This window comes from Piscirickettsia litoralis (assembly GCF_001720395.1).
Classification (GTDB): Bacteria; Pseudomonadota; Gammaproteobacteria; order Piscirickettsiales; family Piscirickettsiaceae; genus Piscirickettsia; species Piscirickettsia litoralis.
The window spans coordinates 2,430,918-2,452,394 of sequence record NZ_MDTU01000001.1; the positions used below are offsets into that span (position 1 = coordinate 2,430,918).

26 protein-coding genes and 1 pseudogene are annotated in these 21,477 nt (G+C 41.5%); 19 read left to right on the plus strand and 8 right to left on the minus strand.

Translation table 11 applies throughout. The features are described from left to right. Positions 1-569 (plus strand): FimV/HubP family polar landmark protein (locus BGC07_RS20730; RefSeq protein ID WP_317135128.1); only part of this gene is annotated, 569 nt, incomplete at its 5' end. On the opposite strand, the gene BGC07_RS22390 is transcribed toward BGC07_RS20730, so the two are convergent. Then, positions 561-770: a hypothetical protein gene (locus tag BGC07_RS22390; protein ID WP_235603133.1), complete on the minus strand. Its 210-nt coding sequence runs from the start codon at positions 768-770 to the stop codon at positions 561-563. The genes BGC07_RS20730 and BGC07_RS22390 overlap by 9 nt on opposite strands. Further along, a complete protein-coding gene (locus BGC07_RS12145) occupies positions 760-1,434 on the minus strand; it encodes a DNA replication terminus site-binding protein (RefSeq protein WP_235603134.1) in 675 nt (224 codons plus the stop codon). Before BGC07_RS12145 ends, BGC07_RS22390 begins: the two co-directional genes overlap by 11 nt. A 152-nt stretch (positions 1,435-1,586) precedes the next feature. Between BGC07_RS12145 and BGC07_RS22395 the strand changes: the two genes are divergently transcribed. Both BGC07_RS22395 and BGC07_RS22400 read left to right on the plus strand, forming a co-directional pair. Further along, positions 1,587-2,438, plus strand: coding sequence for a class I poly(R)-hydroxyalkanoic acid synthase (locus BGC07_RS22395; protein WP_235603136.1), 852 nt, complete (start codon positions 1,587-1,589; stop codon positions 2,436-2,438). Continuing rightward, positions 2,420-3,415: an alpha/beta fold hydrolase gene (locus BGC07_RS22400; protein ID WP_235603137.1), complete on the plus strand. Its 996-nt coding sequence runs from the start codon at positions 2,420-2,422 to the stop codon at positions 3,413-3,415. The genes BGC07_RS22395 and BGC07_RS22400 overlap by 19 nt, the downstream gene beginning before the upstream one ends. A gap of 67 nt (positions 3,416-3,482) precedes the next feature. Here the strand turns inward: BGC07_RS22400 and BGC07_RS12155 are convergent, their stop codons facing one another. Continuing rightward, positions 3,483-4,136 (minus strand): BON domain-containing protein, encoded by a 654-nt coding sequence (locus tag BGC07_RS12155; protein ID WP_069313333.1) that lies wholly within the window; start codon positions 4,134-4,136, stop codon positions 3,483-3,485. 170 nt (positions 4,137-4,306) lie between these two features. Here BGC07_RS12155 and BGC07_RS12160 point away from each other — a divergent pair, with 170 nt between their 5' ends. The 14 genes and pseudogenes from BGC07_RS12160 to BGC07_RS12225 all read left to right on the plus strand — a co-directional run bounded on the left by BGC07_RS12160 (position 4,307) and on the right by BGC07_RS12225 (position 15,489). Then, entirely contained in the window at positions 4,307-4,837 is a 531-nt protein-coding gene (locus tag BGC07_RS12160; protein ID WP_069313334.1) for a YceD family protein, read from the plus strand. An 18-nt stretch (positions 4,838-4,855) separates the two neighbouring features. Then, positions 4,856-5,029 carry a 50S ribosomal protein L32 gene (gene rpmF / locus BGC07_RS12165; protein WP_069313335.1) on the plus strand — a complete coding sequence of 58 codons (174 nt, stop codon included), beginning with the start codon at positions 4,856-4,858 and terminating at the stop codon, positions 5,027-5,029. Between the two features lie 50 nt (positions 5,030-5,079). Next, complete coding sequence (plsX, locus tag BGC07_RS12170; protein ID WP_077216888.1) at positions 5,080-6,123, plus strand: phosphate acyltransferase PlsX; 1,044 nt, start codon at positions 5,080-5,082, stop codon at positions 6,121-6,123. Between the two features lie 5 nt (positions 6,124-6,128). Next, positions 6,129-7,078: pseudogene (locus BGC07_RS12175) on the plus strand (beta-ketoacyl-ACP synthase III). Positions 7,079-7,116: 38 nt separating this feature from the next. Next, positions 7,117-8,052, plus strand: coding sequence for an ACP S-malonyltransferase (gene fabD, locus BGC07_RS12180; protein WP_069313336.1), 936 nt, complete (start codon positions 7,117-7,119; stop codon positions 8,050-8,052). 20 nt (positions 8,053-8,072) lie between these two features. Continuing rightward, positions 8,073-8,810, plus strand: coding sequence for a 3-oxoacyl-ACP reductase FabG (fabG, locus tag BGC07_RS12185; protein WP_069313337.1), 738 nt, complete (start codon positions 8,073-8,075; stop codon positions 8,808-8,810). Positions 8,811-8,898: 88 nt separating this feature from the next. After that, complete coding sequence (acpP, locus tag BGC07_RS12190) at positions 8,899-9,141, plus strand: acyl carrier protein (RefSeq protein WP_069313338.1); 243 nt, start codon at positions 8,899-8,901, stop codon at positions 9,139-9,141. Positions 9,142-9,193: 52 nt separating this feature from the next. Next, positions 9,194-10,417, plus strand: a complete 1,224-nt coding sequence (gene fabF, locus BGC07_RS12195) for a beta-ketoacyl-ACP synthase II (RefSeq protein WP_069313339.1) — start codon at positions 9,194-9,196, stop codon at positions 10,415-10,417. A 17-nt stretch (positions 10,418-10,434) separates the two neighbouring features. Beyond that, complete coding sequence (gene pabC / locus BGC07_RS12200; RefSeq protein WP_069313340.1) at positions 10,435-11,280, plus strand: aminodeoxychorismate lyase; 846 nt, start codon at positions 10,435-10,437, stop codon at positions 11,278-11,280. Further along, entirely contained in the window at positions 11,277-12,329 is a 1,053-nt protein-coding gene (gene mltG / locus BGC07_RS12205; protein ID WP_077216889.1) for an endolytic transglycosylase MltG, read from the plus strand. The genes pabC and mltG overlap by 4 nt, the downstream gene beginning before the upstream one ends. A gap of 84 nt (positions 12,330-12,413) precedes the next feature. After that, the gene (gene tmk, locus BGC07_RS12210) at positions 12,414-13,034 is read left to right on the plus strand and encodes a dTMP kinase (protein ID WP_069313341.1); all 621 of its coding nucleotides are present in this window, start codon (positions 12,414-12,416) and stop codon (positions 13,032-13,034) included. Between the two features lie 49 nt (positions 13,035-13,083). Continuing rightward, positions 13,084-13,701, plus strand: coding sequence for a DJ-1/PfpI family protein (locus tag BGC07_RS12215; RefSeq protein WP_069313342.1), 618 nt, complete (start codon positions 13,084-13,086; stop codon positions 13,699-13,701). 163 nt (positions 13,702-13,864) lie between these two features. After that, positions 13,865-14,647 carry a substrate-binding periplasmic protein gene (locus tag BGC07_RS12220; protein ID WP_069313343.1) on the plus strand — a complete coding sequence of 261 codons (783 nt, stop codon included), beginning with the start codon at positions 13,865-13,867 and terminating at the stop codon, positions 14,645-14,647. 80 nt (positions 14,648-14,727) lie between these two features. Further along, complete coding sequence (locus BGC07_RS12225; RefSeq protein WP_235603139.1) at positions 14,728-15,489, plus strand: substrate-binding periplasmic protein; 762 nt, start codon at positions 14,728-14,730, stop codon at positions 15,487-15,489. Between the two features lie 137 nt (positions 15,490-15,626). Here BGC07_RS12225 and BGC07_RS23365 read toward each other — a convergent pair whose 3' ends face one another. Both BGC07_RS23365 and BGC07_RS23370 read right to left on the minus strand, forming a co-directional pair. Beyond that, a complete protein-coding gene (locus tag BGC07_RS23365) occupies positions 15,627-16,133 on the minus strand; it encodes a type 2 periplasmic-binding domain-containing protein (protein WP_069313345.1) in 507 nt (168 codons plus the stop codon). After that, entirely contained in the window at positions 16,111-16,581 is a 471-nt protein-coding gene (locus tag BGC07_RS23370) for an ABC transporter substrate-binding protein (protein ID WP_069313346.1), read from the minus strand. The genes BGC07_RS23365 and BGC07_RS23370 overlap by 23 nt, the downstream gene beginning before the upstream one ends. A gap of 1,083 nt (positions 16,582-17,664) precedes the next feature. Here BGC07_RS23370 and BGC07_RS12240 point away from each other — a divergent pair. Continuing rightward, positions 17,665-18,372: a hypothetical protein gene (locus BGC07_RS12240; protein ID WP_069313347.1), complete on the plus strand. Its 708-nt coding sequence runs from the start codon at positions 17,665-17,667 to the stop codon at positions 18,370-18,372. 75 nt (positions 18,373-18,447) lie between these two features. Here BGC07_RS12240 and BGC07_RS12245 read toward each other — a convergent pair whose 3' ends face one another. The 3 genes from BGC07_RS12245 to BGC07_RS12250 are packed head-to-tail and all read right to left on the minus strand — an operon-like array spanning position 18,448 to position 20,181. Then, positions 18,448-19,227, minus strand: coding sequence for an ATP-binding protein (locus tag BGC07_RS12245; RefSeq protein ID WP_235603143.1), 780 nt, complete (start codon positions 19,225-19,227; stop codon positions 18,448-18,450). A 13-nt stretch (positions 19,228-19,240) separates the two neighbouring features. Then, on the minus strand, positions 19,241-19,474 hold the full coding sequence (locus BGC07_RS22410; protein WP_235603144.1) for a PAS domain-containing protein: 234 nt from the start codon (positions 19,472-19,474) through the stop codon (positions 19,241-19,243). Further along, a complete protein-coding gene (locus BGC07_RS12250) occupies positions 19,471-20,181 on the minus strand; it encodes a response regulator (RefSeq protein ID WP_069313348.1) in 711 nt (236 codons plus the stop codon). The genes BGC07_RS22410 and BGC07_RS12250 overlap by 4 nt, the downstream gene beginning before the upstream one ends. Positions 20,182-20,440: 259 nt before the next feature. On the opposite strand from BGC07_RS12250, the gene pstS reads away from it, so the two are divergent. Then, the gene (gene pstS, locus BGC07_RS12255; protein WP_069313349.1) at positions 20,441-21,466 is read left to right on the plus strand and encodes a phosphate ABC transporter substrate-binding protein PstS; all 1,026 of its coding nucleotides are present in this window, start codon (positions 20,441-20,443) and stop codon (positions 21,464-21,466) included. Positions 21,467-21,477 lie beyond the last annotated feature (11 nt).

Below are 21,477 nucleotides of genomic sequence, written 5' to 3' on the forward strand. Positions count from 1 at the left end.
CAGAAGCTGAAACCCCAGAAGCTGAAACCCCAGAAGCTGAAACCCCAGAAGCTGAAACCCCAGAAGTCGAGACTCCAGAAGCTGAAACTCCAGAAGCTGAAACTCCAGAAGCTGAAACTCCAGAAGCTGAAACTCCCGAGGCTGACTTAGAGCTCGTCGAAGAAGATGCCCAAGAAGGTGAAGTTGCAGAAGGAGAAGAAGGTGCGGTGAATCTTAATGTTTCTGTGCGTGGAGGAGGAGATAATCAAGATGTCCAGACTGTTTCCCTTGATGAGGGGGATGAAGCAACATTGACAATGGGTGAAGAGGAATCTGAGGCAGCGCTTGATGATATTCGCCTTGAAGAAGAAAGTGATGACAGTAATGTTGGTGCGGATGTTGATATTTTGGCAGGAGATAATGAAGTCAGTGCGCAGCTGGATGCTGCTCGGGCTTATGTGTTAGCAGAGGATGTTGATAGTGCCAGAAGGGTGCTGCGCGATGTGCTTAAACAAGGGGACAGTGGCCAACAAGATGAAGCACGTCAGTTGTTGGCAGAGCTTGATGGGGCTGAGGAAGCTTCAACGTAAGTAACGGTGTGCACGAATAGCCGGTAAAAAGGGCTCAGGGTCAATCTTAATATCGGTACGCTGTGCGCGTAATGGATTCTTCTCTTGCTTATTGCCGGCTGCTTTAATTTCAGGGAATGCATCGCCCGTTGCGTGCGGATAAAAAACAGGCAAGGGTGCTTTAAGCATAATACGATTTTTTTCTTCTCCCTTAGAGAACACAATATTGGCGCGTAAATGTGGGGCGAGCTCTTGGACAATGGCTAAAAGTGTATCTGAGCGGAGCTTTTGTACCTTTTCTAATTGTTGTAAAATACCAGGGTCTTTGCCATTTTTTTTGCAGCAAGGTGATACAGTCGGCTGCACTAATACGCTTGATGGCCCGAGTATGGGCCCAGGTCCAGCTGATTTTATTAGGACGTTCTTCAAGCAGGGGGATTTTTCGATAACATTGTTTAAGGTGTAAGCGTGCAAGGCCCATTTTCTGTAAGTGGCTCCGAGTGCCCTTTGAGCGTGTTTGCAAGTGGCTTTCAAAATGAGAGACTAAAGCTGGGTCATGAACGGTTATTTTTGCGGCTTTTAAGGCAAGCATGGCCTGCTTGAACTGTACTTTGGCTTCATTGACTTGTTTGACACAATCGAGTGTTTGAGGCGAAGCTGCAATTAAACCTGCACAAATGAGGGTTTCTTTAGGAGGTTGGTCAGATAAATATTCAAGCTGGCCGATGGCTTGGTAGCTTGATTGACGGGGAGCGCTGGGATTGCCTTCTATCCATGAGGGCAAATGCTGGTCATTATTAATCGCATGCTCTAAGTTTGATAGGGCCTGATTAAGAGCCTCGTAAGCGTTAATAACATCGATTCTAAATTCAGCGTCTAAGGGCATAATATGCCTATTATCTATCTAATTTATCAGTATTTTTCTATTATCGATGATCGCTAAAACTAGGTCAATGGCTATTGGGAGGTGTATAGTGATAAAACTCTCCGTATAATAGAGCGGTAGATAATAAGTTTTGGGAATGAAGAGGTAGGATAATGACGGATGCAACCGCCGATAAAGGCCAGTCTCAGGAATGGCAGCAATTTTCTACAATGACCGAGGAAGTGTTTGCACAAAGCCAAAAAGCATTTGCACAATTTATCGAAGGCCAACAGTCAGGCAATGTCGGTATGGGGAGTGTGAAACAAATACAGCAAGTCGTTCAAGATACCATGCTAGCCTGGATGAATAACCCCATCGGCTTTGTTGAATCACAAGTGCAGCTTTGGAATAACTACATGACTTTGTGGCAGCGGACAATGCTTGGATTTATGGAAGGCAAGCCGGTATCTCCATTGATTAGCCCAAGTAAGGGAGATCGTCGTTTTAAGCATGAAGACTGGGAAAACATGCCCTTATTTGATTTTATCAAGCAAGCTTATTTGCTGACGGCAGATCATATTACCGAAACGATTAATAACCTTGAGCATTTGGATGAAAAGCGCTCACAACAAGCGGCTTTTTATACCCGGCAGTTTGTTGCTGCTTTATCGCCGAGTAATTTTGCGGCGACAAATCCCGAAGTGCTTAGGATGATGGTCGAAAGCAAGGGTGAGAACCTGATCAAAGGGATGCAAAACCTGATTGATGATTTTAAGCGCGGTAAAGGTGTTTTAAATATTCGCATGACCGACTTAGAAGCCTTTGAAGTCGGCAAAAATATTGCGACCACACCCGGGCAGGTCGTTTATGAAAACGAAACCATGCAGCTGATTCAGTACACACCGACGACGAAAAAAGTGTATGAAAAGCCAGTATTAATTATTCCACCTTGGATTAATAAATATTATATTTTGGACTTGCAAGAAAAAATTCATTTGTTAAATACTTGCTTGACCAAGGCTTAACTGTATTTCTAGTCTCTTGGGCTAATCCAGATGGTAGTCAAAAAGCTGAAAATTTCGCGGATTATATGCAAGAGGGCATTTTTGATGCGCTCACTGCTATTGAAAAGTCAATCGGTGTTAAAGAGACGAATGTGATTGGCTATTGCATTGGCGGCACGCTACTGGCCTCGACACTCGCTTATATGGCAAAGAAAAACGATGACCGGATTAAGAGTGCGACCTTCTTTACGACCTTGCTTGATTTTGAAGAGCCGGGGGAAATCGGTGTCTTTATTGATGAAGAACAAGTCACTGAACTTGAGCAACTCATGAGCGAAAAAGGCTATCTGTGTGGCCGCAATATGGCGCTGACTTTTAATATGTTGCGTGAAAATGATTTGATTTGGTCTTATTTTGTGAATAATTATCTGTGTGGCAAAGAGCCATTCCCGTTTGATTTACTCTATTGGAATTCAGATTCGACGAACTTGCCAGCTAAATTGCACAGTTATTACTTGCGCAATATGTATCTGAAAAACGCATTGACGACTCCGGGAGGCTTAGAATTTAATGGCGTGCCTATTGATCTAAGCGCAGTGAAAGTGCCGAGTTATTTCTTGTCGGCTGAACAAGATCATATTGCGCCTTGGAAGTCGACCTATGCGGGTGCAAAATTGTTGGGTGGTGATGTGAAATTTGTGCTGGGAGGTTCCGGGCATATTGCCGGTGTGGTCAATCCACCGACCAAGAATAAATATGGTTATTGGAGCAGTGATAGTTTGCCACCATCATCGGATGCTTGGTTGGAAGCGGCAGAACAAAATGAAGGCTCGTGGTGGCCGCATTGGGTGAGCTGGGTGGCCGAGTATTCGGGTAAGAAGGTCGCTGCTCGTAATCCGAACGCTGGTGGCCTTAAGCCCCTCGAAGCAGCTCCTGGGCGCTATGTGAAGGTGAAAGTTGATGATATGTTTGAATCACATGCCTCAGACGTTGCTTAACGCGTAAGTAAAAATTAAAAGAGCGATAAAAAAGCCTCGATACAGAGGCTTTTTTTATGACTTGATCTTATTGTGTTTGTTGCTCGGCTTCTTGAGGTGATAATTTTTTTTGCTCGACATAATCGAATACTTTGACTACTTTTCGTACTCCATCGGTGGTGCGGGCAATTTTAGTGGCTGCTTGAGCTTCAAATGGAGTGACGATGCCCAGTAGATAGACAGCACCATTTTGAGTGACGACCTTCACACGGGTTGGGTCCACTTTGCCAACCATGCGTGTCTTGACTTTGGTGGTAATCCAGCTGTCTTGAACTGCTTGGCTGGTGCTTTCAGGAGCTCCAACGGTGAGTTGGTTGTAGACGACACGGGGTTTAATAGAAAGGGCGATTTTGGTGATTTGGTCTTTATCGGTGCGACTTGCAACTTGACCGGTAATAAGCAGTGCACCGTTATAGGCGGTAAAGTTGATATAGTTATAGGCTTGGCCTTTTTCTAGTTGTGGCATTTCCTTGATCATTTTTTGTCTGGCGTCATAGGCTAAGTTGACATCATCCCAAACACCAGAAGGCGGATTGCGATTATGGGCGACGTAAGCGCCCGAGGCGGCTGCAGACACTGCGATGACGGCAGGAACGCAGCCTTGTAACATGAAACTTGTGAGTATCAGGCCACCTGCAAGGACGGGGAGCGTGCGTTTTTTGACTGAGGACAGTTGAATCATAAGTGCTCTCTATGTGTTTATTGTGCTGTATTGCTAATTTTAAAGCTTTAGTGGTTATTGATTATAATGTCTTTGTTTTAAATTAGAATTAATTTTAATATGATCGCTTGTTTTGTTAATTAGAGGATTATTTTGACAAGATTTAAGATTACCGTTATGATTGCGTGCTTATGTTGAGTCAAGATTTACTACCGCAACAGATTGATATTGTGAAAAGTTGCCAGAATCGCACGCGATTCACAGGCCAGGTTCCGTTAGCGAAGTTACCCCGTCTTGGTGACATGTTAGCTGGGCAACATGGCAATATTAACGCTGATTTTGTATGCTCTGTCGATGAGCAGGGTTTGTTGTATTTTGATGGGGCGATTGAGGCCTCATTAGAACTAAGCTGTCAGCGTTGCTTGGATATCTATAATGAGCAGGTGGCCGGTGACTTTTGCTTTAGTCCCGTTTATGGTGAGCAAGAAGCAAAGCGATTACCAGAGAGTTATGAGCCTGTAGTGATTGAAGAGAGCGGTGTAATTTCCTTGTATGAACTCATTGAAGATGAATTAATTGTTAATATGCCTCTTGTGCCTAAGCATCCGATTGAGGACTGCAAGGCAAATGGGTATACTAGGGCATTTGGTGATGATCAGGTCGAGGAAGTGGTTGAAAAACCGAATCCGTTTGCGTTGCTTGAGTCACTTAAAGTGAAATAGTGATTAGGAGTTTTAAAGATGGCTGTACAGCAAAACCGTAAAACACGTTCTAAGCGTGACATGCGTCGTTCTCATGATTCATTAACTGGACCGACGTTAACTGTTGATGCAACAACAGGTGAAACGCACCGTCGCCACCACGTCAGCCCAAATGGTTTTTACCGTGGTCGTAAAGTCATTGATGTTGAGTAACTATCGACCTTATAATTAGTTATCCATAACAATAACAAAAGAGTAATTTTTTGATTACCATTGCTTTAGATGCGATGGGCGGCGACTTTGGTTGCGAGGTTGTCGTCCCTGCGGCCTTTGAAGCGCTCTCACGATGTGATGATATCCAGGTTGTTCTGGTTGGAGACCGTAGCACTATAGAAGCTGAGCTTGCCCGTGCAGGCCAGACTTCGGAGCGCTTGTCTATTCATCATGCTTCAGAAGTTGTAGAGATGGATGAGTCCCCAGCGCTTGCCTTACGTGGCAAAAAGGACTCATCAATGCGTGTATCGATTAATTTGGTCAAAGAAGGCCAAGCCCAGGCTTGTGTGAGTGCAGGTAATACGGGAGCTTTGATGGCAACCGCACGGTTTGTCTTGAAAATGATCCCTGGCCTTGACCGTCCAGCCATTGTTTATGCGCTTCCTACCATGAATTTCTCAGATCCCCAAAGTATTCTTAACGAGCGTGTGTATATGCTGGATCTTGGTGCAAATGTCGATTGCACGGCTGAGCATTTGCACGAATTTGCCGTGATGGGGTCTGTTCTTGTTTCTGCGGTTCGTGGCATCAAGCAGCCGCGAGTGGCACTTTTAAATAACGGTTCAGAAGAGATCAAAGGCAATGAGCAGGTGAAAGCTGCCGCTCAGATTCTTGCTAATAACTCTATGCTTAACTATACCGGTTATGTGGAAGGCGATGATATTTATAAGGCGCAAGCAGATGTTATTGTCTGTGATGGCTTTGTTGGTAATGTGGCCCTTAAAGTGACCGAAGGCGTCGCTAAACTTATTAAAATTTTAATTGAAGATAGCTTCACTTCTTCAGTATTCCGTAAACTCTGTGCGGTGACTGCGATGCCAGCGCTACAAGGCTTAAAACATCAATTAGATATGGATCGCTATAACGGCGCGAGTTTCTTAGGTCTTAAGGGTACTGTGGTTAAAAGCCATGGGAGTGCCTCGGTTTCAGCGTTTGCGACAGCCATCGAAGAGGCGCGTTTAGAAGCCATTGAAAATGTTCCTAACCGTATTCAGCAGCAAGTGCAGGCCTTGCTTGAAAAGAAGGAAGGGTAAAGCTTATGAGTTATACACGTATATTGGGAACAGGAAGCTATTTGCCGAGCCAAATAGTAACAAATCAAGAGCTTGCAGAGCGTATGGAAACCTCTGATGAGTGGATACGTGAGCGTACTGGGATTCACCAGCGTCATGTTATCTCAGGGGATGAATCAACAGCGTCCATGGCGACTGTTGCCGCTCAAAATGCCTTAGATATGGCTGGTGTCAGTGCCAATGAGATTGACTTGATCATCGTCGCTACAACGACGGCAGATCGTGTTTTCCCAAGTATGGCCTGTGATGTGCAGCAGCGTTTAGGTTTGAGAGGTTGTGCGGCTTTTGATGTTCAAGCGGTATGTTCAGGCTTCATTTATGCGCTGGCAACTGCGGATCAATTTGTTCGTTCAGGCATGGCGAAAAAAGCCTTAGTGATTGGTAGTGAAGCGATGTCTCGTATCCTTGATTGGGATGATCGGGCCACTTGTGTTCTATTTGGTGATGGTGCTGGTGCTGTCGTTCTTGGAGCGGATAGCCAAACAGGCATTTTATCGTCTCATTTACATGCAGATGGTAATCAAAGAGAGCTACTGTGGACGCCAGCAGAGCAATTCAATGATGAGCCTTCTTATATCGCGATGGAAGGGCGTAAGGTCTTTAAAGAAGCGACAACCGCACTGGGCCGTCTGGTGACTGATACCCTTGCTGCGAATCACTTAAAATCAGAAGATCTAGATTGGTTGATCCCTCATCAAGCCAATTTACGTATTATTCAAGCCACCGCTAAAAATTAGCAATGTCAATGGATCAAGTCGTTGTGACTGTCGATCAACATGCGAATACCTCGGCAGCATCGATTCCTTTAGCTTTGGATGTCGCCGTTCGCGATGGTCGTATTCAGCGTGAGCAATTGTTGTTGCTTGAGGCCTTTGGTGGTGGATTCACTTGGGGCTCAGTCTTAGTCCGCTTTTAGTAATAATTCCAGAGTAGTTAGAGTTTAACGAGGCGATTATGAGTGAATTATCAGCATTTATTTTTCCAGGGCAAGGTTCACAACATGCAGGCATGTTAAGTGAAATAGCAGATACGACTGGTATTATTCAAGACACCTTTGCCGAGGCATCGAGTGTTTTAGGCTATGATTTGTGGGCGCTCACTCAAGAAGAGTCTGCTGAACGCTTAAATCAAACAGAGTATACCCAGCCAGCATTATTGACTGCGAGCGTTGCTTTATGGCGTTTATGGCAGCAACAAGGGGGCCAGGTGCCGGATTTTTTAGCCGGTCATAGCTTGGGCGAATACTCTGCACTGGTGGCGGCTGAATCTATAGAATTTAAAGATGCAGTAAAGCTTGTTGCCGCGCGTGGTCGCTTTATGCAAGAGGCTGTTCCAGTGGGTGTTGGCGCGATGGCTGCCCTATTAGGTTTAGATGATGAAAAAGCCGTTGAAGTGTGCCAGGTGGCTGCAAAAAAGGGTGGTGTTGTTGAAGCGGCGAATTTTAATTCTGTCGGCCAAGTTGTCATTGCCGGAGAAGCTGCCGCGGTGGATCAAGCGATTGAATTAGCGAAAGAAGCCGGCGCTCGTAAGGCCATGAAATTAGCAATGAGTGTACCTTCACATTGTAGCTTAATGAAGTCAGCAGCCGAAAAGTTAGCGCTTGAGTTAAAAAATATTGAAATTAAAACGCCAAAAATTCCTGTGATTCACAATGTTGATGTTGCAAGTTATACAGATGCTGAGCAAATCCGTGATGCTTTGGTTCGTCAGCTTTATAACCCTGTACGTTGGGTCGAAACAGTGAAGGAGCTTGAAAAGAATCAAGTTACACGTTGTTTTGAATGTGGGCCAGGAAAGGTATTGGCGGGTTTAGGTAAGCGTATTGCCAAGCAAGTTCAATGCTCACCGCTTTCGGGAGCAGAAGGCATCGCTGCTGCGATGTGTTCATAAGAGTCTTGATGGAGTTTAACATGAGTGAAAAATTAGCATTAGTGACCGGGGCGAGCCGAGGCATCGGTCGTGCCGTACTTAATGAATTGGGGCGTCAAGGCTTTATCGTTGTTGGCACGGCGACAACAGCAGCGGGTGCTGAAAAAATTACTAGCTTTATCAGTGAACAAGGCTATAAGGGTCATGGACTGGCTTTGAATGTCACTGAGCCTGAGCAGATTACATCAGCCATTAGCCAAATGACCAAAGAATTTGGCCCCGTTCAAGTTTTGGTCAATAATGCGGGCATCACACGTGATAATTTAATGTTGCGAATGAAAGATGATGAATGGGATCAAGTCATTGATACAAACCTTTCTTCTATTTTCCGTGTGACTAAGGCGTGTCTAAAAGGCATGATGAAGGCGCGCTGGGGACGCATTATCAATATCGGTTCTGTGGTTGGGGCGATGGGAAACCCGGGGCAGGCGAATTACTGTGCAGCGAAAGCCGGCTTAGTGGGTGTGACTAAATCGATGGCGCAAGAGTTCGCCAGTCGTAACATTACAGCAAATGTTATCGCTCCGGGCTTTATTCAAACGGATATGACCGATGCTCTGGGTGAAGAGCAGCAAGCGACGCTGTTAGAGCATATTCCAGCAAAGCGTTTAGGCCAGCCTGAAGATATTGCCCACATGGTGGCATTTTTGAGTTCGGAACAGGCGTCTTACGTTACTGGTCAAACTTTGCATGTCAACGGTGGCATGTTGATGCCCTAATGGTTTTGATTTTCTGTGATTGTGGTACTATAAGCGAAAATTTGTAACTGACCTATATTAGGTTTTAATTGATAACTGAGGTGAAATGATGAGCACTATCGAAGAACGAGTTAAAAAAATTGTTGTAGAACAACTAGGTGTTAAAGAAGAAGATGTACGCAACGAAGCGTCTTTTGTTGATGATTTAGGTGCGGACTCTTTGGACACTGTTGAGCTTGTTATGGCATTGGAAGAAGAGTTTGAAACTGAGATTCCTGATGAAGATGCTGAAAAAATTGCAACAGTTCAAGATGCAATGGACTATGTGAAGCAGCGCGAAAACGCAGCTTAAGGTCAAGATTAAGCATCTTTTGTTTGAATTTGTTTGAGACTGGGAGAGAACATTGAGTAAACGACGTGTTGTTGTTACAGGTTTAGGTATGGTATCGCCATTAGGCTTAACAGTGAAAGAAAGCTGGGATGGCATTTTGGCGGGAAAAAGCGGTGTAAGAGCGATTACATCCTTTAATACTGATGATCTCTCGACCAAAATTGCTGCAACGGTCGAAGGCTTTGATCCCTCTGCGCATATTGCGCCAAAAGATGCTAAGAAAATGGACTTGTTCATTCAGTATGGTCTCGTGGCCTCTGATGAAGCGATTGCTGATGCAGGTCTTGAGGTGACCGAAGAGAATGCCTCACGTATTGGTGTTGCGATTGGTTCAGGGATTGGCGGATTAGGCACGATAGAAAAAGCCTATGAAACCTTGCAAGAAAAGGGTGCGCGTCGCGTGTCGCCCTTCTTTATTCCGGGAACAATCATCAATATGATTTCTGGCAATCTTTCTATTAAACACGGTTTTAAAGGACCAAATATTGCCATTGTGACGGCTTGTACGACAGGGACACATAACCTGGGTTATGCTGCACGCGCGATTGCGTATGGCGATGCAGATGTCATGATTGCAGGTGGTGCTGAAAAAGCAGTGACAACGCTTGGTATCAGTGGTTTTGCTGCGGCGCGCGCTTTGTCTAAACGTAATGATGATCCGGCTGCGGCAAGTCGTCCTTGGGATAAAGACCGTGATGGCTTTATTTTAGGTGATGGTGCGGCTGTTCTGGTACTCGAAGAGTACGAGCATGCGAAAAAGCGCGGTGCGAAGATTTACGCTGAGCTTGCAGGCTTTGGTGCGAGCGCGGATGCTTATCATATGACCTTACCTGATGGTATTGGTGGTGAGACAGCGATGCGTAATGCCTTGGCGGATGCGAAGATGAACCCAGAGCAAGTGCAGTATGTCAATGCGCACGGGACATCGACGCCTGCTGGAGACCAAGTCGAGAGTGCAGCGATTGAACGTTTATTTGGTTCTGATATTAAGGTCAGTTCGACGAAATCAATGACAGGGCATTTGATTGCAGCAGCCGGTTCTGCTGAAGCGATTTTCTCGATTCTTGCGATTCGTGATCAAGTCGCACCGCCAACGATTAATCTTGATAATGTTGATGAAGGCTGTAATTTAGATTACATTCCTCATACGCCAAAAGAGATGAAGATCGAGGGTGTGATCTCTAATTCCTTTGGTTTTGGTGGCACGAACGGCACCTTATTATTCAATAAAGTATAGACTCCAGGCTATCGGCCATGTTTGCGGCCTTAGTCAATGGACAAAAAGACCACGCCAAGGTATCTATCCTTGAGCGTGGTTTTTGTTATGGTGATGGCTTATTCGAAACGATTCTAGTCAAAAATAACCGAGCTATTTTATTAGATTATCACTTAGAACGCTTATCCCAGGATGCTAAGCGTTTAGGTTTTACTGGGGCTGATCCAGTATGTTCACGTCTTTATCAGGAAATTGAAGAATTATTAGCGCTCTCTCCAACTCACTGTATTTTAAAAATCATGCTAACGCGTGGTTGTGGCGGCCGTGGCTATAATCCTGCCGGAATAGTAGAGCCGACACGGGTATTAGCAAGTTTCCCTTTGGCTGACTATCCAAATAATTATTATCATCCCGGAGTAAAAGTAAGAGTATGCCAGACACGTTTAGCCCGTCAGCCGCAGCTCGCTGGCATTAAGCATTTAAATCGCTTAGAGCAAGTGCTTGCCCGTGCAGAGTGGCAAGATAAAAGTATTGCTGAAGGCATTGTGCTAGACACCGTAGGTAATATAGTTGAAGGGACCTTTACTAATTTATTTATTATTGACTCAGCGGGAGCTATTAAAACCCCTGATTTATCCTACTCTGGCGTTAAAGGGGTGATGCGTCGCTTTATTCTTGAACAATGTAATGCGCTTGGTTTTAATGTGAGTGAGGATGAATTATCACTAAACGACTTGGAACAGGCTCGTTCTGCCTTCTTAACCAATAGCATTATTGGTTTGTGGCCGATATATTCTTGTAATAATTGGCAATACTTAGGCTCTCGTTGTCAAACCACGCTAAAATTAAAACAAGCAATAACAACTTTATTTGGCGTAAAGTGAAAGTAAAATTTATTTTAATAAGTCTAATGAGCCTGATCGCATTAGCTTCATTTGTATCGGGTGCTTATTTAAGCTTACGCAGCGTGCAGTTTCAGCCGCTACATGTTGAAAAAAAAGAGCGCGTGCGTATTCAGCCGGGAGATTCTCTAAACACGGTTGCCTATGAGCTTTATAACAAAAAAATATTAAATTATCCGCGATTATGGGTATTTTGGGCTTGGCTGCATGGCAAATCCAGACTGGTTCAAGCTGGTGATTATTCGATCACACCAGGCTTAAGTGCCGAGGCTTTATTAGTGAAAATGGTTACAGGGGATGTACTGCATTATGATTTCACTATTATTCCCGGTTGGACATTGCAGCAATTACTCGCTGCTTTAAATCAAGATCCGAATCTCGATCATGAGTTAACCGGCTTATCTACTGGGCAGGTTATGGCCAAGTTAGGTTTGGCTGGATTGGACGGTCAAGGGCAGTTTTTTCCAGAAACCTATCGGTTTTTAGGTCAAACCAGTGATTTGGATATTTTAAAGCGTGCGCATAAATTACTAGTGAAGCGTTTGGCGAAGGCTTGGCGTCATCGTGCTGTCGGTTTGCCTCTAAATAACCCTGAAGAAGCTTTGATTTTGGCCTCTCTTGTGGAGCGGGAAGGGCGATTAAATCGAGAGCGCCCTTTGATTGCCAGCGTGTTTTATAATCGCTTAGCAAAGAATATGCGTTTACAAACGGACCCTTCGGTTATTTTTGCAATGGGGGATAAGTATCAAGGTAAAATCACGCGTAAAGACTTGCGTATAGACTCGCCTTATAATACTTACCGTTATAAAGGCTTACCGCCGGGGCCGATTGCGATGGTGAGTGAGGCATCACTGCTGGCGACTTTGCACCCACTTAATACCCCTTATTTTTATTTTGTCGCACGGGGGGATGGTAGTCATGTCTTTTCTAAAACTCTAAAAGAGCATAATCGCGCAGTCAAGCGCTACATTCTTGATGCGAAAGCACGGCCATTTACCTGGCGAGATTTATTACTTCAAAAAACGGCTTAAGTTTGCTTTTTTATGGCTCACAGCGCACAATAAGCTGATATTTTAAGGCGAATTTTATTAATTTTTATGAGGCTGAGTGTATAAATGTCAGGTCAGTTTGTTGTCGTTGAAGGCTTAGAAGGTGCCGGTAAATCAACCGTTCTAAGTGTTATAGAAGAGTATTTAATTAAAAAAATCTGTTCCGTTATGAAAACACGAGAGCCTGGAGGAACAGCGCTTGCTGAGGAAATTCGCAGTTTATTACTCAAGCATGATGCAAATGAAGTGATTGTTCCTGAGGCTGAATTATTATTGATGTATGCCTCGCGTGTGCAGCATATTGAATTAAAAATTAAACCTGCTTTGCAGCAAGGTCAGTGGGTGCTTTGTGACCGTTTTGCGTTATCTAGCTTTGCTTATCAGGGGGGTGGGCGTAATTTATCCATGAGTACGTTACAGCAGGTACATGATGCAGTGGTGCAAGGTTTTAGCCCGAATTTAACTTTTTATCTGGATATAGACCCCTTATTAGGCTTAGAGCGTGCAAAGCGCCGCGGCGAATTAGATCGTATTGAACAAGAAAAAGTCGACTTTTTTATCCGCGCCCGTGAAGTTTACTTAGAGCATGCTCACAGTGACCCTACTGTTATTTTAATTAATGCAGAGCAAAGTATGGAAAAAGTTGCAAATGATGTATGTCAGCAACTGGATAAAGTTATTCTATAAGATTTTTAGGCTTGTATCGTAATCTTAATTTTTGTTTTAGAGGTCTTTGATGGAGAAAAGCTTAACTTTAAAGCTTGCGGTTTTGCTCTATGATGGCTTTGAATTGCTCGATGTGTTTGGTCCCTTAGAGGTTTTCGGCCAGTGTGATAATCAGTTTGAAATTAGCCTTATTGGTGAAAATGAGATTATTCAGGCTTACCAAGGCCAAAGGTTGGTCACAGATTATAAACTTGATGATAATACAGAGAAATTTGATGTGATCTTAGTACCGGGTGGGTTAGGTTCTCGTCAGCAGATCTATAGTTCTAAATTAGGTGACTGGCTGATCAAGCATAACCAAGCGGCTCAATATATTTTATCCGTATGCACAGGCGCTGTTTTTCTGGCTCAATATGGCTTATTGAGCAATAAGCGAGCAACAACGAATAAAATGGCTATGGATTGGGTGATGGAATTTGGTGAAAATATCCATTGGCAGAAAAAGGCGCGCTGGGTGGTTGATGGGCAGATCTGGACTTCTTCGGGGGTTTCTGCCGGAATAGACATGAGTCTTGCTTTTGTTGCTGAACTTTTTGGTTTTGAGTATGCAAAGGCCGTTGCTGATAAAATAGAGTATGTTTGGAATGCTGACTCTGATTGCGATCCTTTTTATCTTCATGGGCTATAGGTGATAATTTTCACTAGGCTTGCATTGGTATTTCCTTATAAAACATGATGGTAGGAGACTATATTTTTCCATAAGGAAATGCTAATACAGTCTAATTATTCCGATATTAAAATGAACTATAATTTACATTAAAGTTTATGATTATGCAGCGGTGCCAATAGCGATGAAATCTAATTGTATTCTAGCTAGCTTTGTTAGTTTAGTGTTTGTTGGTAATTTGTATGCTACTGAAAGTATTAGTATTTGTGAAGATGGTGCCGAGTGGCCCCCATTTAATTACATAAAACGTGATAATGGCAAAAAAGTTATGGATAGCAGTGAAGGCTACTCTGTTGATGTTATCAACAAAATTTTTCAAAAATCACAATTCAAGTATTCGAAAATAGATTTTATACCCTGGAAGCGCTGTTTAAAAGAAATGTTAAAAGGCAGGTACGATTTAGTATTAAATGCATCATGGAATAAAGAAAGAGCAAAAAATTATTTGTACTCAAAAGCATACTATGAAATGAGGCCGGGATATTTTTATTCGTTGAAGAGGTACCCAAATGGGTTGTCAAATGTAACTTCAGGTCCATCATTGTCTAAATATAAGCTTTGTGGTTTAGCCGGCTATTCTTATAATTCGTTTAATATTGACTTAAGTCAACTAGATACAGGGTCTAAAAACTTCGCTTCGGTGACTAAAAAAGTGCGTGCAGGTCGATGTGATGCCTTTGTTGCCCGTATAGAATTAATGGCTGGATTCAAAGTAATAGGTCAGGATTTATTAAAGGACGATTTAGGCTATAAGCCAATTCCTGGTGCTAAAGCCAGTAAGTTCTACATGATTATATCAAAAAAATCGAAAAATGCTGAAACTTTGAAAAGTGTTATTGACCAGGGGATAGATAAGCTAAGAGCAGATGGAGAATTGAAAAAAATACTTGATAAATACTTACAATAAATATTGGGTAGGCAGTAGAGACTTTAGTAATGATATTTAAGTTCAACAAGGTCACTCTTTATCTAACATTAATCTTGATTATGTCTAGTTTTAGTACTTATGCGAGAAGTTTAGAAGGTCAAACTATTCGTGTGTGTGATGATGGTGCTGAGTGGCCTCCGTATACTTATTTTCTCAGAGAAAATGGTGTCAAGACAGATAAGGTTGTTGGCTTTTCTGTCGATGTTGTAAACTCTATCTTAGAAGGTGAATACAAGGCGAAAGTGATCTATAAGCTCCCACCGTGGAAACGCTGTTTGCGAGAATTAGCACAAGGGCGTTACGATTTAGCAATGAACTCATCCTACAATAAAGAAAGGGCAAAGACATATACTTTAACATTACCATATTACAAGGTAACACCCAGCTATATATTTTTTAAAGGTGATTATCCCAACAACGATGATGGTCCAGATATTAAAAAGTCATCAGATTTTAGTAAATATATCGTTTGTGGACTACGTGGTTATAATTATGAAGACTTTAATATGGATGTATCAATTATTAATTCCAATGCAAGCACATTTAAACAAGCTTTTGCAAAATTAAGATATAAACGTTGTAACCTCATTCTTGCTAGAATAGAAATTCTTCGAGGATTCAAATTTCTTGATCAGGACTATTTAACAGGTGCATTTGGTTATAGGCAAAACCCAGGAAGTGAAGCTAGTCAATTTACTATGCTCATTTCAAAGGAGTCCCCCTATCATGACCAGCTTAAGTCTGCACTAGATCAAGGAATACAGAAGCTTAAAGACACTGGAAAACTCAAAAAAATGTTAAATAGATATTTGTATGATTAAAAAAAGAGTTGCCTTACGTTTGATCTTGGCTATTTAGTTGTAGTATCTCGAATTAATAGACATGTTTTGTCCCGCATTATTTTAATCTATACTGTTTACTTATTGAAAATATATTTTATTAAAACATAAAATTTGTCTTATTTGTGTTGATAAATATAATTATCGTTCAGAGGTAAATTTTTTGTGGCTAACCTCCAAATTCTTCTTAGCCCTAAGCGGTTCTTTTTTGATAGCACGGGCCATAGGATCATTTTTTCAGAAAATTCTAACTCAGCTTTACTTATAGAGTGCTGGTTGAGAGAATTATTTTGTAATATCTCTTTTCTTATTACAGGAAAGTTGCCGAGCTGACCAATCACAACTTCAACTTGAAAATTAGGTGAAAGGGTGTGGTTTAGCCACTCCTCTGCTACCATTTTGTGCTGTGGTTTGTTTTTGAGTCTATGAGATAGTGCATATGAATCAATCCACGCAGGAACACCCTCTTGAGGGATAGTCATTGACCACTTCTCATTATATTTATCATTTAATGCGTTAATAGAAAACCCCCAAGAGGTAGCCATTCTTAATCCTTTCAAATTTTCAGGTTTATCTACGCCTATCCAAAATCTAGCTGAATTTTTAACAAGTTGACGAAGCTTCAAGATGAACTTTTTTATTATTCAAAGTATCGTAACTATGTATTTGATTCCCACGATAACCTAACGATAATGCAGTAATGTATATATTAACTTCATAATAATCTTTACTAATTGCATACTGTTTTTTTTGTTTGGAATTCCAAAGTGAGAGCCAACTTTGTGGTGGAGACTCAATATAGCGTTTATTATAGGCAAGGCCATAGTAACCATAAATAAAAGGGATGGAGTAAATTTTGTCTTGATCTTTATTGTACTTTATATTCTTAATTTTTACTTCTAAGTTTTTATAGTTTGGAACATTGTTTAAATCAATAGGCAGTAATAATTGATTTTTAATCATTTTGTATCTTTCATCTTTTAAAAGGTTGTGTGTGGGAGCAATTAAATCTACCTTTTTACGCTTAAGAGCATGAAAAAAATCTTCTGGATTAGAGATGTAATTAACTTTCATTTTTACATCTAAGTTGTATTTATCTCTTATTTTTTCTGTAAATTCTCTAATCTGGTTTTCCGGAGCATAACCCTCCCAAGTCAGTAAAGTTAGGTCAATTGTTTGTTTAGTAAAACTAAGTGCAGGGGGAAAAAAAATGATATAAAAATCAAAGCCGTTTTAAAAAATACATTACTTTTGGATATGTTTTTCATTTGCTTTATTATGTGTCTATATATTGTGATTTTATTATAGTTTACAGGCAAAATAAAATGTTGATTTTTACTTTCATATATTGGTAATTGAAACACGCTGTAACTACAATCTCATTTTATCTACTATGTTAGCTTTTATACGGTTTTTATTGGCAGTACCAAATTTGAGGCCTAATATAGTCACCCATTATTACAATAAGGGTTAGCTCATAAAATGTTTCAATATTTCCCTATAGAGTGAAATTCTCAGATGCAAGTAATGTAGGGCAAAACATGACTATTAATGTGAGACACTACATTTAGTCTCCAGTTGAGGCACCATATTATAAGAGTTGAGGTATGTGAGTGAATAGTTTTATACTTCTTTTTGGGATGTACTTTCTCATTTTTTTTTGAAAGGCGACATAAATGGTTTATAAGTTGTACTTTGCTATTCTGGCGGGTGACCTCAACTCTTGAAATTGCAACAGAGAGTGACTTTTGAGGTCCTCTAGATTTGGCATTCGCATAGGTGAGTGATTTAGTTTTCAAATAATGATCAAGCTCCTTGCAAAAGTTATTGATTTGGAACAAAATAAAGGTTTATTGATGTGTTTTATATCTATATTAAAATCAAGCCATAATCAATATGGCACACATTAACCTCTTGCTTTAAAACTCAGAACTCAGCTACTTATATACTAAGACCAATTGATGGAAATGGGGTTTAATAAAGAGGATGATTTTTAAGTTGAAGGCTGAAGTATAATGCTGATAGCCTTTGGTGCTGCTCACAACTGCCAAGTTGATGATTGAATCACAGGATGCTGGGAAAAGGCTTAATATAGATATACTCGTGAAATTAAAACTCGAACTGAGATTTTAAATTAAATTTAGATAGGGAAAAATTATGAAAGAATACAGTCCTGTATGGCCGCATGGCGAGATCAAAAATATTTTTGAAAATATTTATATTGTGCGTGGTACGAATATAACAGAGTATGAAGGGATGAAAATTCAACACAGTAGGAACATGACAATTATTAACCAAAATGGTGATCTGACGCTCATTAATACAGTGAGGTTAAGTGATGATGGCCTTAACCAGTTGGATAATATCGGTCAGGTTAAGCACGTTGTGCGTATTGGTGCATTTCATGGTCGGGATGATGCATTTTATTTGGATAGGTATAATGCAGAATTTTGGGCTTTTGGCTCTATTGAAAAGCCTGTTGGTCAAAAAATAAATCACTCTTTGAGTGATAGTAGCAGCCTACCAATAAATGATTATCAGTTTTTTAAATTCTTAGGGTCATCGCCTGAAGAAGGTTTTATTTATTGCAATTGCCATGGAGGCATTATTTTTACTTGCGATAGTATAAAAAATTGGATAGAAGTTGATCAGTTCTTTAGTGGTGAGTCTGGCAGGGCTGCTAGTGAAGCAGGAGAAATCGCAAAAGCGCGTATATCGCCTATTTGGCTTGAAGCAACAGGGATGAGAAAGGAAGCATTTAATCAAATATTAGGTTTAAAATTTAAGCACCTTATCAGTGCTCATGGCGATGTTTTAAAAAATACAGCGTATGAAAGTGTAAAAAAATCGATTTTAGAATTGTAGTCGCAAAGACTTATGCTTTTTCATTGTCATTACGAATAGTATGAGGTTATTTGAGAATAGCTGGTTATAGAAGCTTTAAGCCTCTATAACTAACTTATAGGCTGGAAAAGAACAGGTAAACTCGCTGCCTTTTTGCTCTATGCTTTTAATACTGAGTTCGCCATCATGGCGAAGTAATACATGCTTGACGATAGCAAGCCCTAAACCAGTACCGCCGACATCACGCGAGCGCCCTTTATCAACGCGATAAAAACGCTCGGTGAGGCGTTGGATGTATTTTTTCGGGATGCCAATGCCAGTATCTTTGACGGTAACATGAATGCCTTGGTCATCTTTATAGGCTTGAATCGATATTTTGCCTTCTTTTGGCGTATAACGAACGGCATTATAGGAAAGGTTAGTAAAGGCGCTGCGCAGTTCTGAGCGGTTGCCTTTAATCTTGATTGTTTCGTCGATTTCAAGCTCGATTTCATGAGATTGCTGGCTTAGTGTTAAAGTATCTTGGTAAACACCTTGCAACATATTCGCTAGAGGAATGACCTCATCTTCTTCTTTATTGGGTGCTTGACCTTCGAGTCGTGATAATAATAATAAATCGGCAACAATAGATTCCATACGTTTGGTTTGTTGCTGCATTTGATTATAGATATGTAAATAAGGGTTTTGTTCGTTTGTGCTGTCGTTTTCACTAAAATCGATGAGAGTTTCTAGATAGCCGTGAATAACAGTGAGAGGGGTGCGTAGTTCATGAGAAACATTAGCGACGAAGTCTTGGCGCATTTTATCTAGAAAATAACTTTGCGAGATATCTTTAGCAACAAGCAGTTGTTCACCACTTTCAACCGGTAATAGCATAGCGGTGATGGCTTTATTGATTTTTTAATGTGCACTGCACACTGTCTTTTGGGTCTTTTAGAAATTCAGTAAAGTCAGTGTTATTAATGATCCCGGTGATGGCTTGATGTTTGTGTTGGCTTTTTAAGCGTAGTAATTTGCGCGCGGCCGGATTCCACCACTTGATTAGAAAATCCTGATCTAAGCAGACAATCGCATCGGAGAGACTAGCGATGAGTGGGTTATTATAGTGGAGGTCGACACTCATGAGGCGTTGTCCTCAGCAGGTAAGCGTAAGCTGTAGCCAGAGCCACGAGTGGTGTGAATATAGTTGTCACAACCGGCGGATTCAAGAATCTTCCTCAGGCGGCGAATATGTACATCAACGGTGCGCTCACTGACATAGACTTGAGGCCCCCAGACGCGATTAAGGAGTTGCTCGCGACTAAAGACTTTATTGGGGTGAGTGAGGAAAAAGCAGATCAGTTTATATTCAATTGGACCTGTTTTAACGGCTTGATCATGAACAAACACTTGTTGACTGTCTTGATTGACCGAAAGGCTGCCGAGGCGGATAAATTGCACTTCTTCTGTAGTGCTATTTGTTTTTGATTGGCTGCGGCGCAGTACGGCTTTAATACGGGCGATTAACTCACGTGGGGAGAAAGGCTTAATGACATAATCATCGGCTTGTTCTAAACCACGGACTCTAGATTCTTCTTCAGCACGGGCAGTGAGCATAATAATGGGTAGGGCCGGGTATTGCGCTTTTAGGGTTTGGGCAAGGTCTATCCCTGCTTGGTCCGGGAGCATCCAGTCGAGTAACAATAAGTCTGGAGTGTCCTCAATGATTTTACGCTGGCCTTCTTTGGCGGTTTCAGCTTCGATCACTTCAAAGTGTGACAGCTCTAGGGCAAAGCGTACCATGTCTCGTATTGGTGCTTCATCATCGATGATCATAATACGGGCAGTCATAAATCAATCTTCCTCACTGTTTGATAGGTTTCAACTATATACCACAAATACCGGTTAGACTCATAGGTTTTTTGATTGGGACTAAAAAATAAGCTGCTAAATTTATATAGAAATTCTATTAACTGAATGATTTTTTTAAAGATGTTGATATTTCATTGAAGCGTAATTCCACTGTAACAAAGCTGTAACTTTGCCTGCCTATACTCCAATTGTACTCAATGAGTTAATACTAATTTTACTTATATGTGGGATAGAAAAGATGAAACGATTGATCGCTGTTCCTGCAAGCATTGCTCTTGTTTGTGGTTTGGCAGGTTCTGCATTTGCTGCTGGAGAGGCTGTGACAGGAGCGGGTTCTACGTTTATTTACCCTGCCTTGGCAAAGTGGGCGGCGGCTTATAAAGATAAAACAGGTCATAAAATCAATTACCAAGCGATTGGTTCTGGCGGCGGTTTACGTCAGTTGGCCAAAGGTACGGTTGATTTTGCTGCGTCTGATAAGCCATTAACAGCAACAGAGCTTAAAGAAAAAGGCTATATGCAGTTTCCTGCTATTGTCGGTGGCATTGTGATGAGTTACAACCTCCCTTCGGTGAAGAAAACATTAGTATTAAATGGGCAAACAGTTGCTGATATTTATCAGGGTAAGATTAAATATTGGGATAACGCAGCAGTTCAAAAATTAAATCCTGGAGTAAGCTTACCTCATAAATATATCACAACGGTTCACCGTGCCGATGGTTCGGGAACCACTTTTAATTTTACTTATTATTTAAGCAAAGTATCAAAAAGCTGGAATAAAGAGGTCAGCTACAATACTGTCGTTGCTTGGCCAGGCGTTGGTGTAGGGGGTAAAGGTAATGCTGGGGTTGCAAATTACATCAAGCAAATCCCAGGAGCCATTGGTTATGTCGAGTATGCTTACGCCAAAGAAACCCATATGCCTGCAGCTAAAATGGTGAATGCGTCAGGTCATGTAGTTGAAGCGGATATGGAAACTTTTAAGGCGGCTGCCAAAAATGCAAAATGGCAAGCTAAAAATGGTTTTCATCTGATTTTAGCAAATGCACCTGGAGAGAAAAGTTGGCCGATTGCAGCCAGTACTTTTGTCTTGGTTCACAAAGATGAGAGTGCTAAGAAAGTTGATGAGGTATTAAAATTCTTCCACTGGTCATACCATCATGGTCAAAAAATGGCTGAGAAGCTTGATTATGTTCCGATTCCCAAGCCAGTATATCAGCTCATCGGTCAAGAGTGGGCTTTCGCAAATTATAAAGTCGCTTAACTAGGTTGATA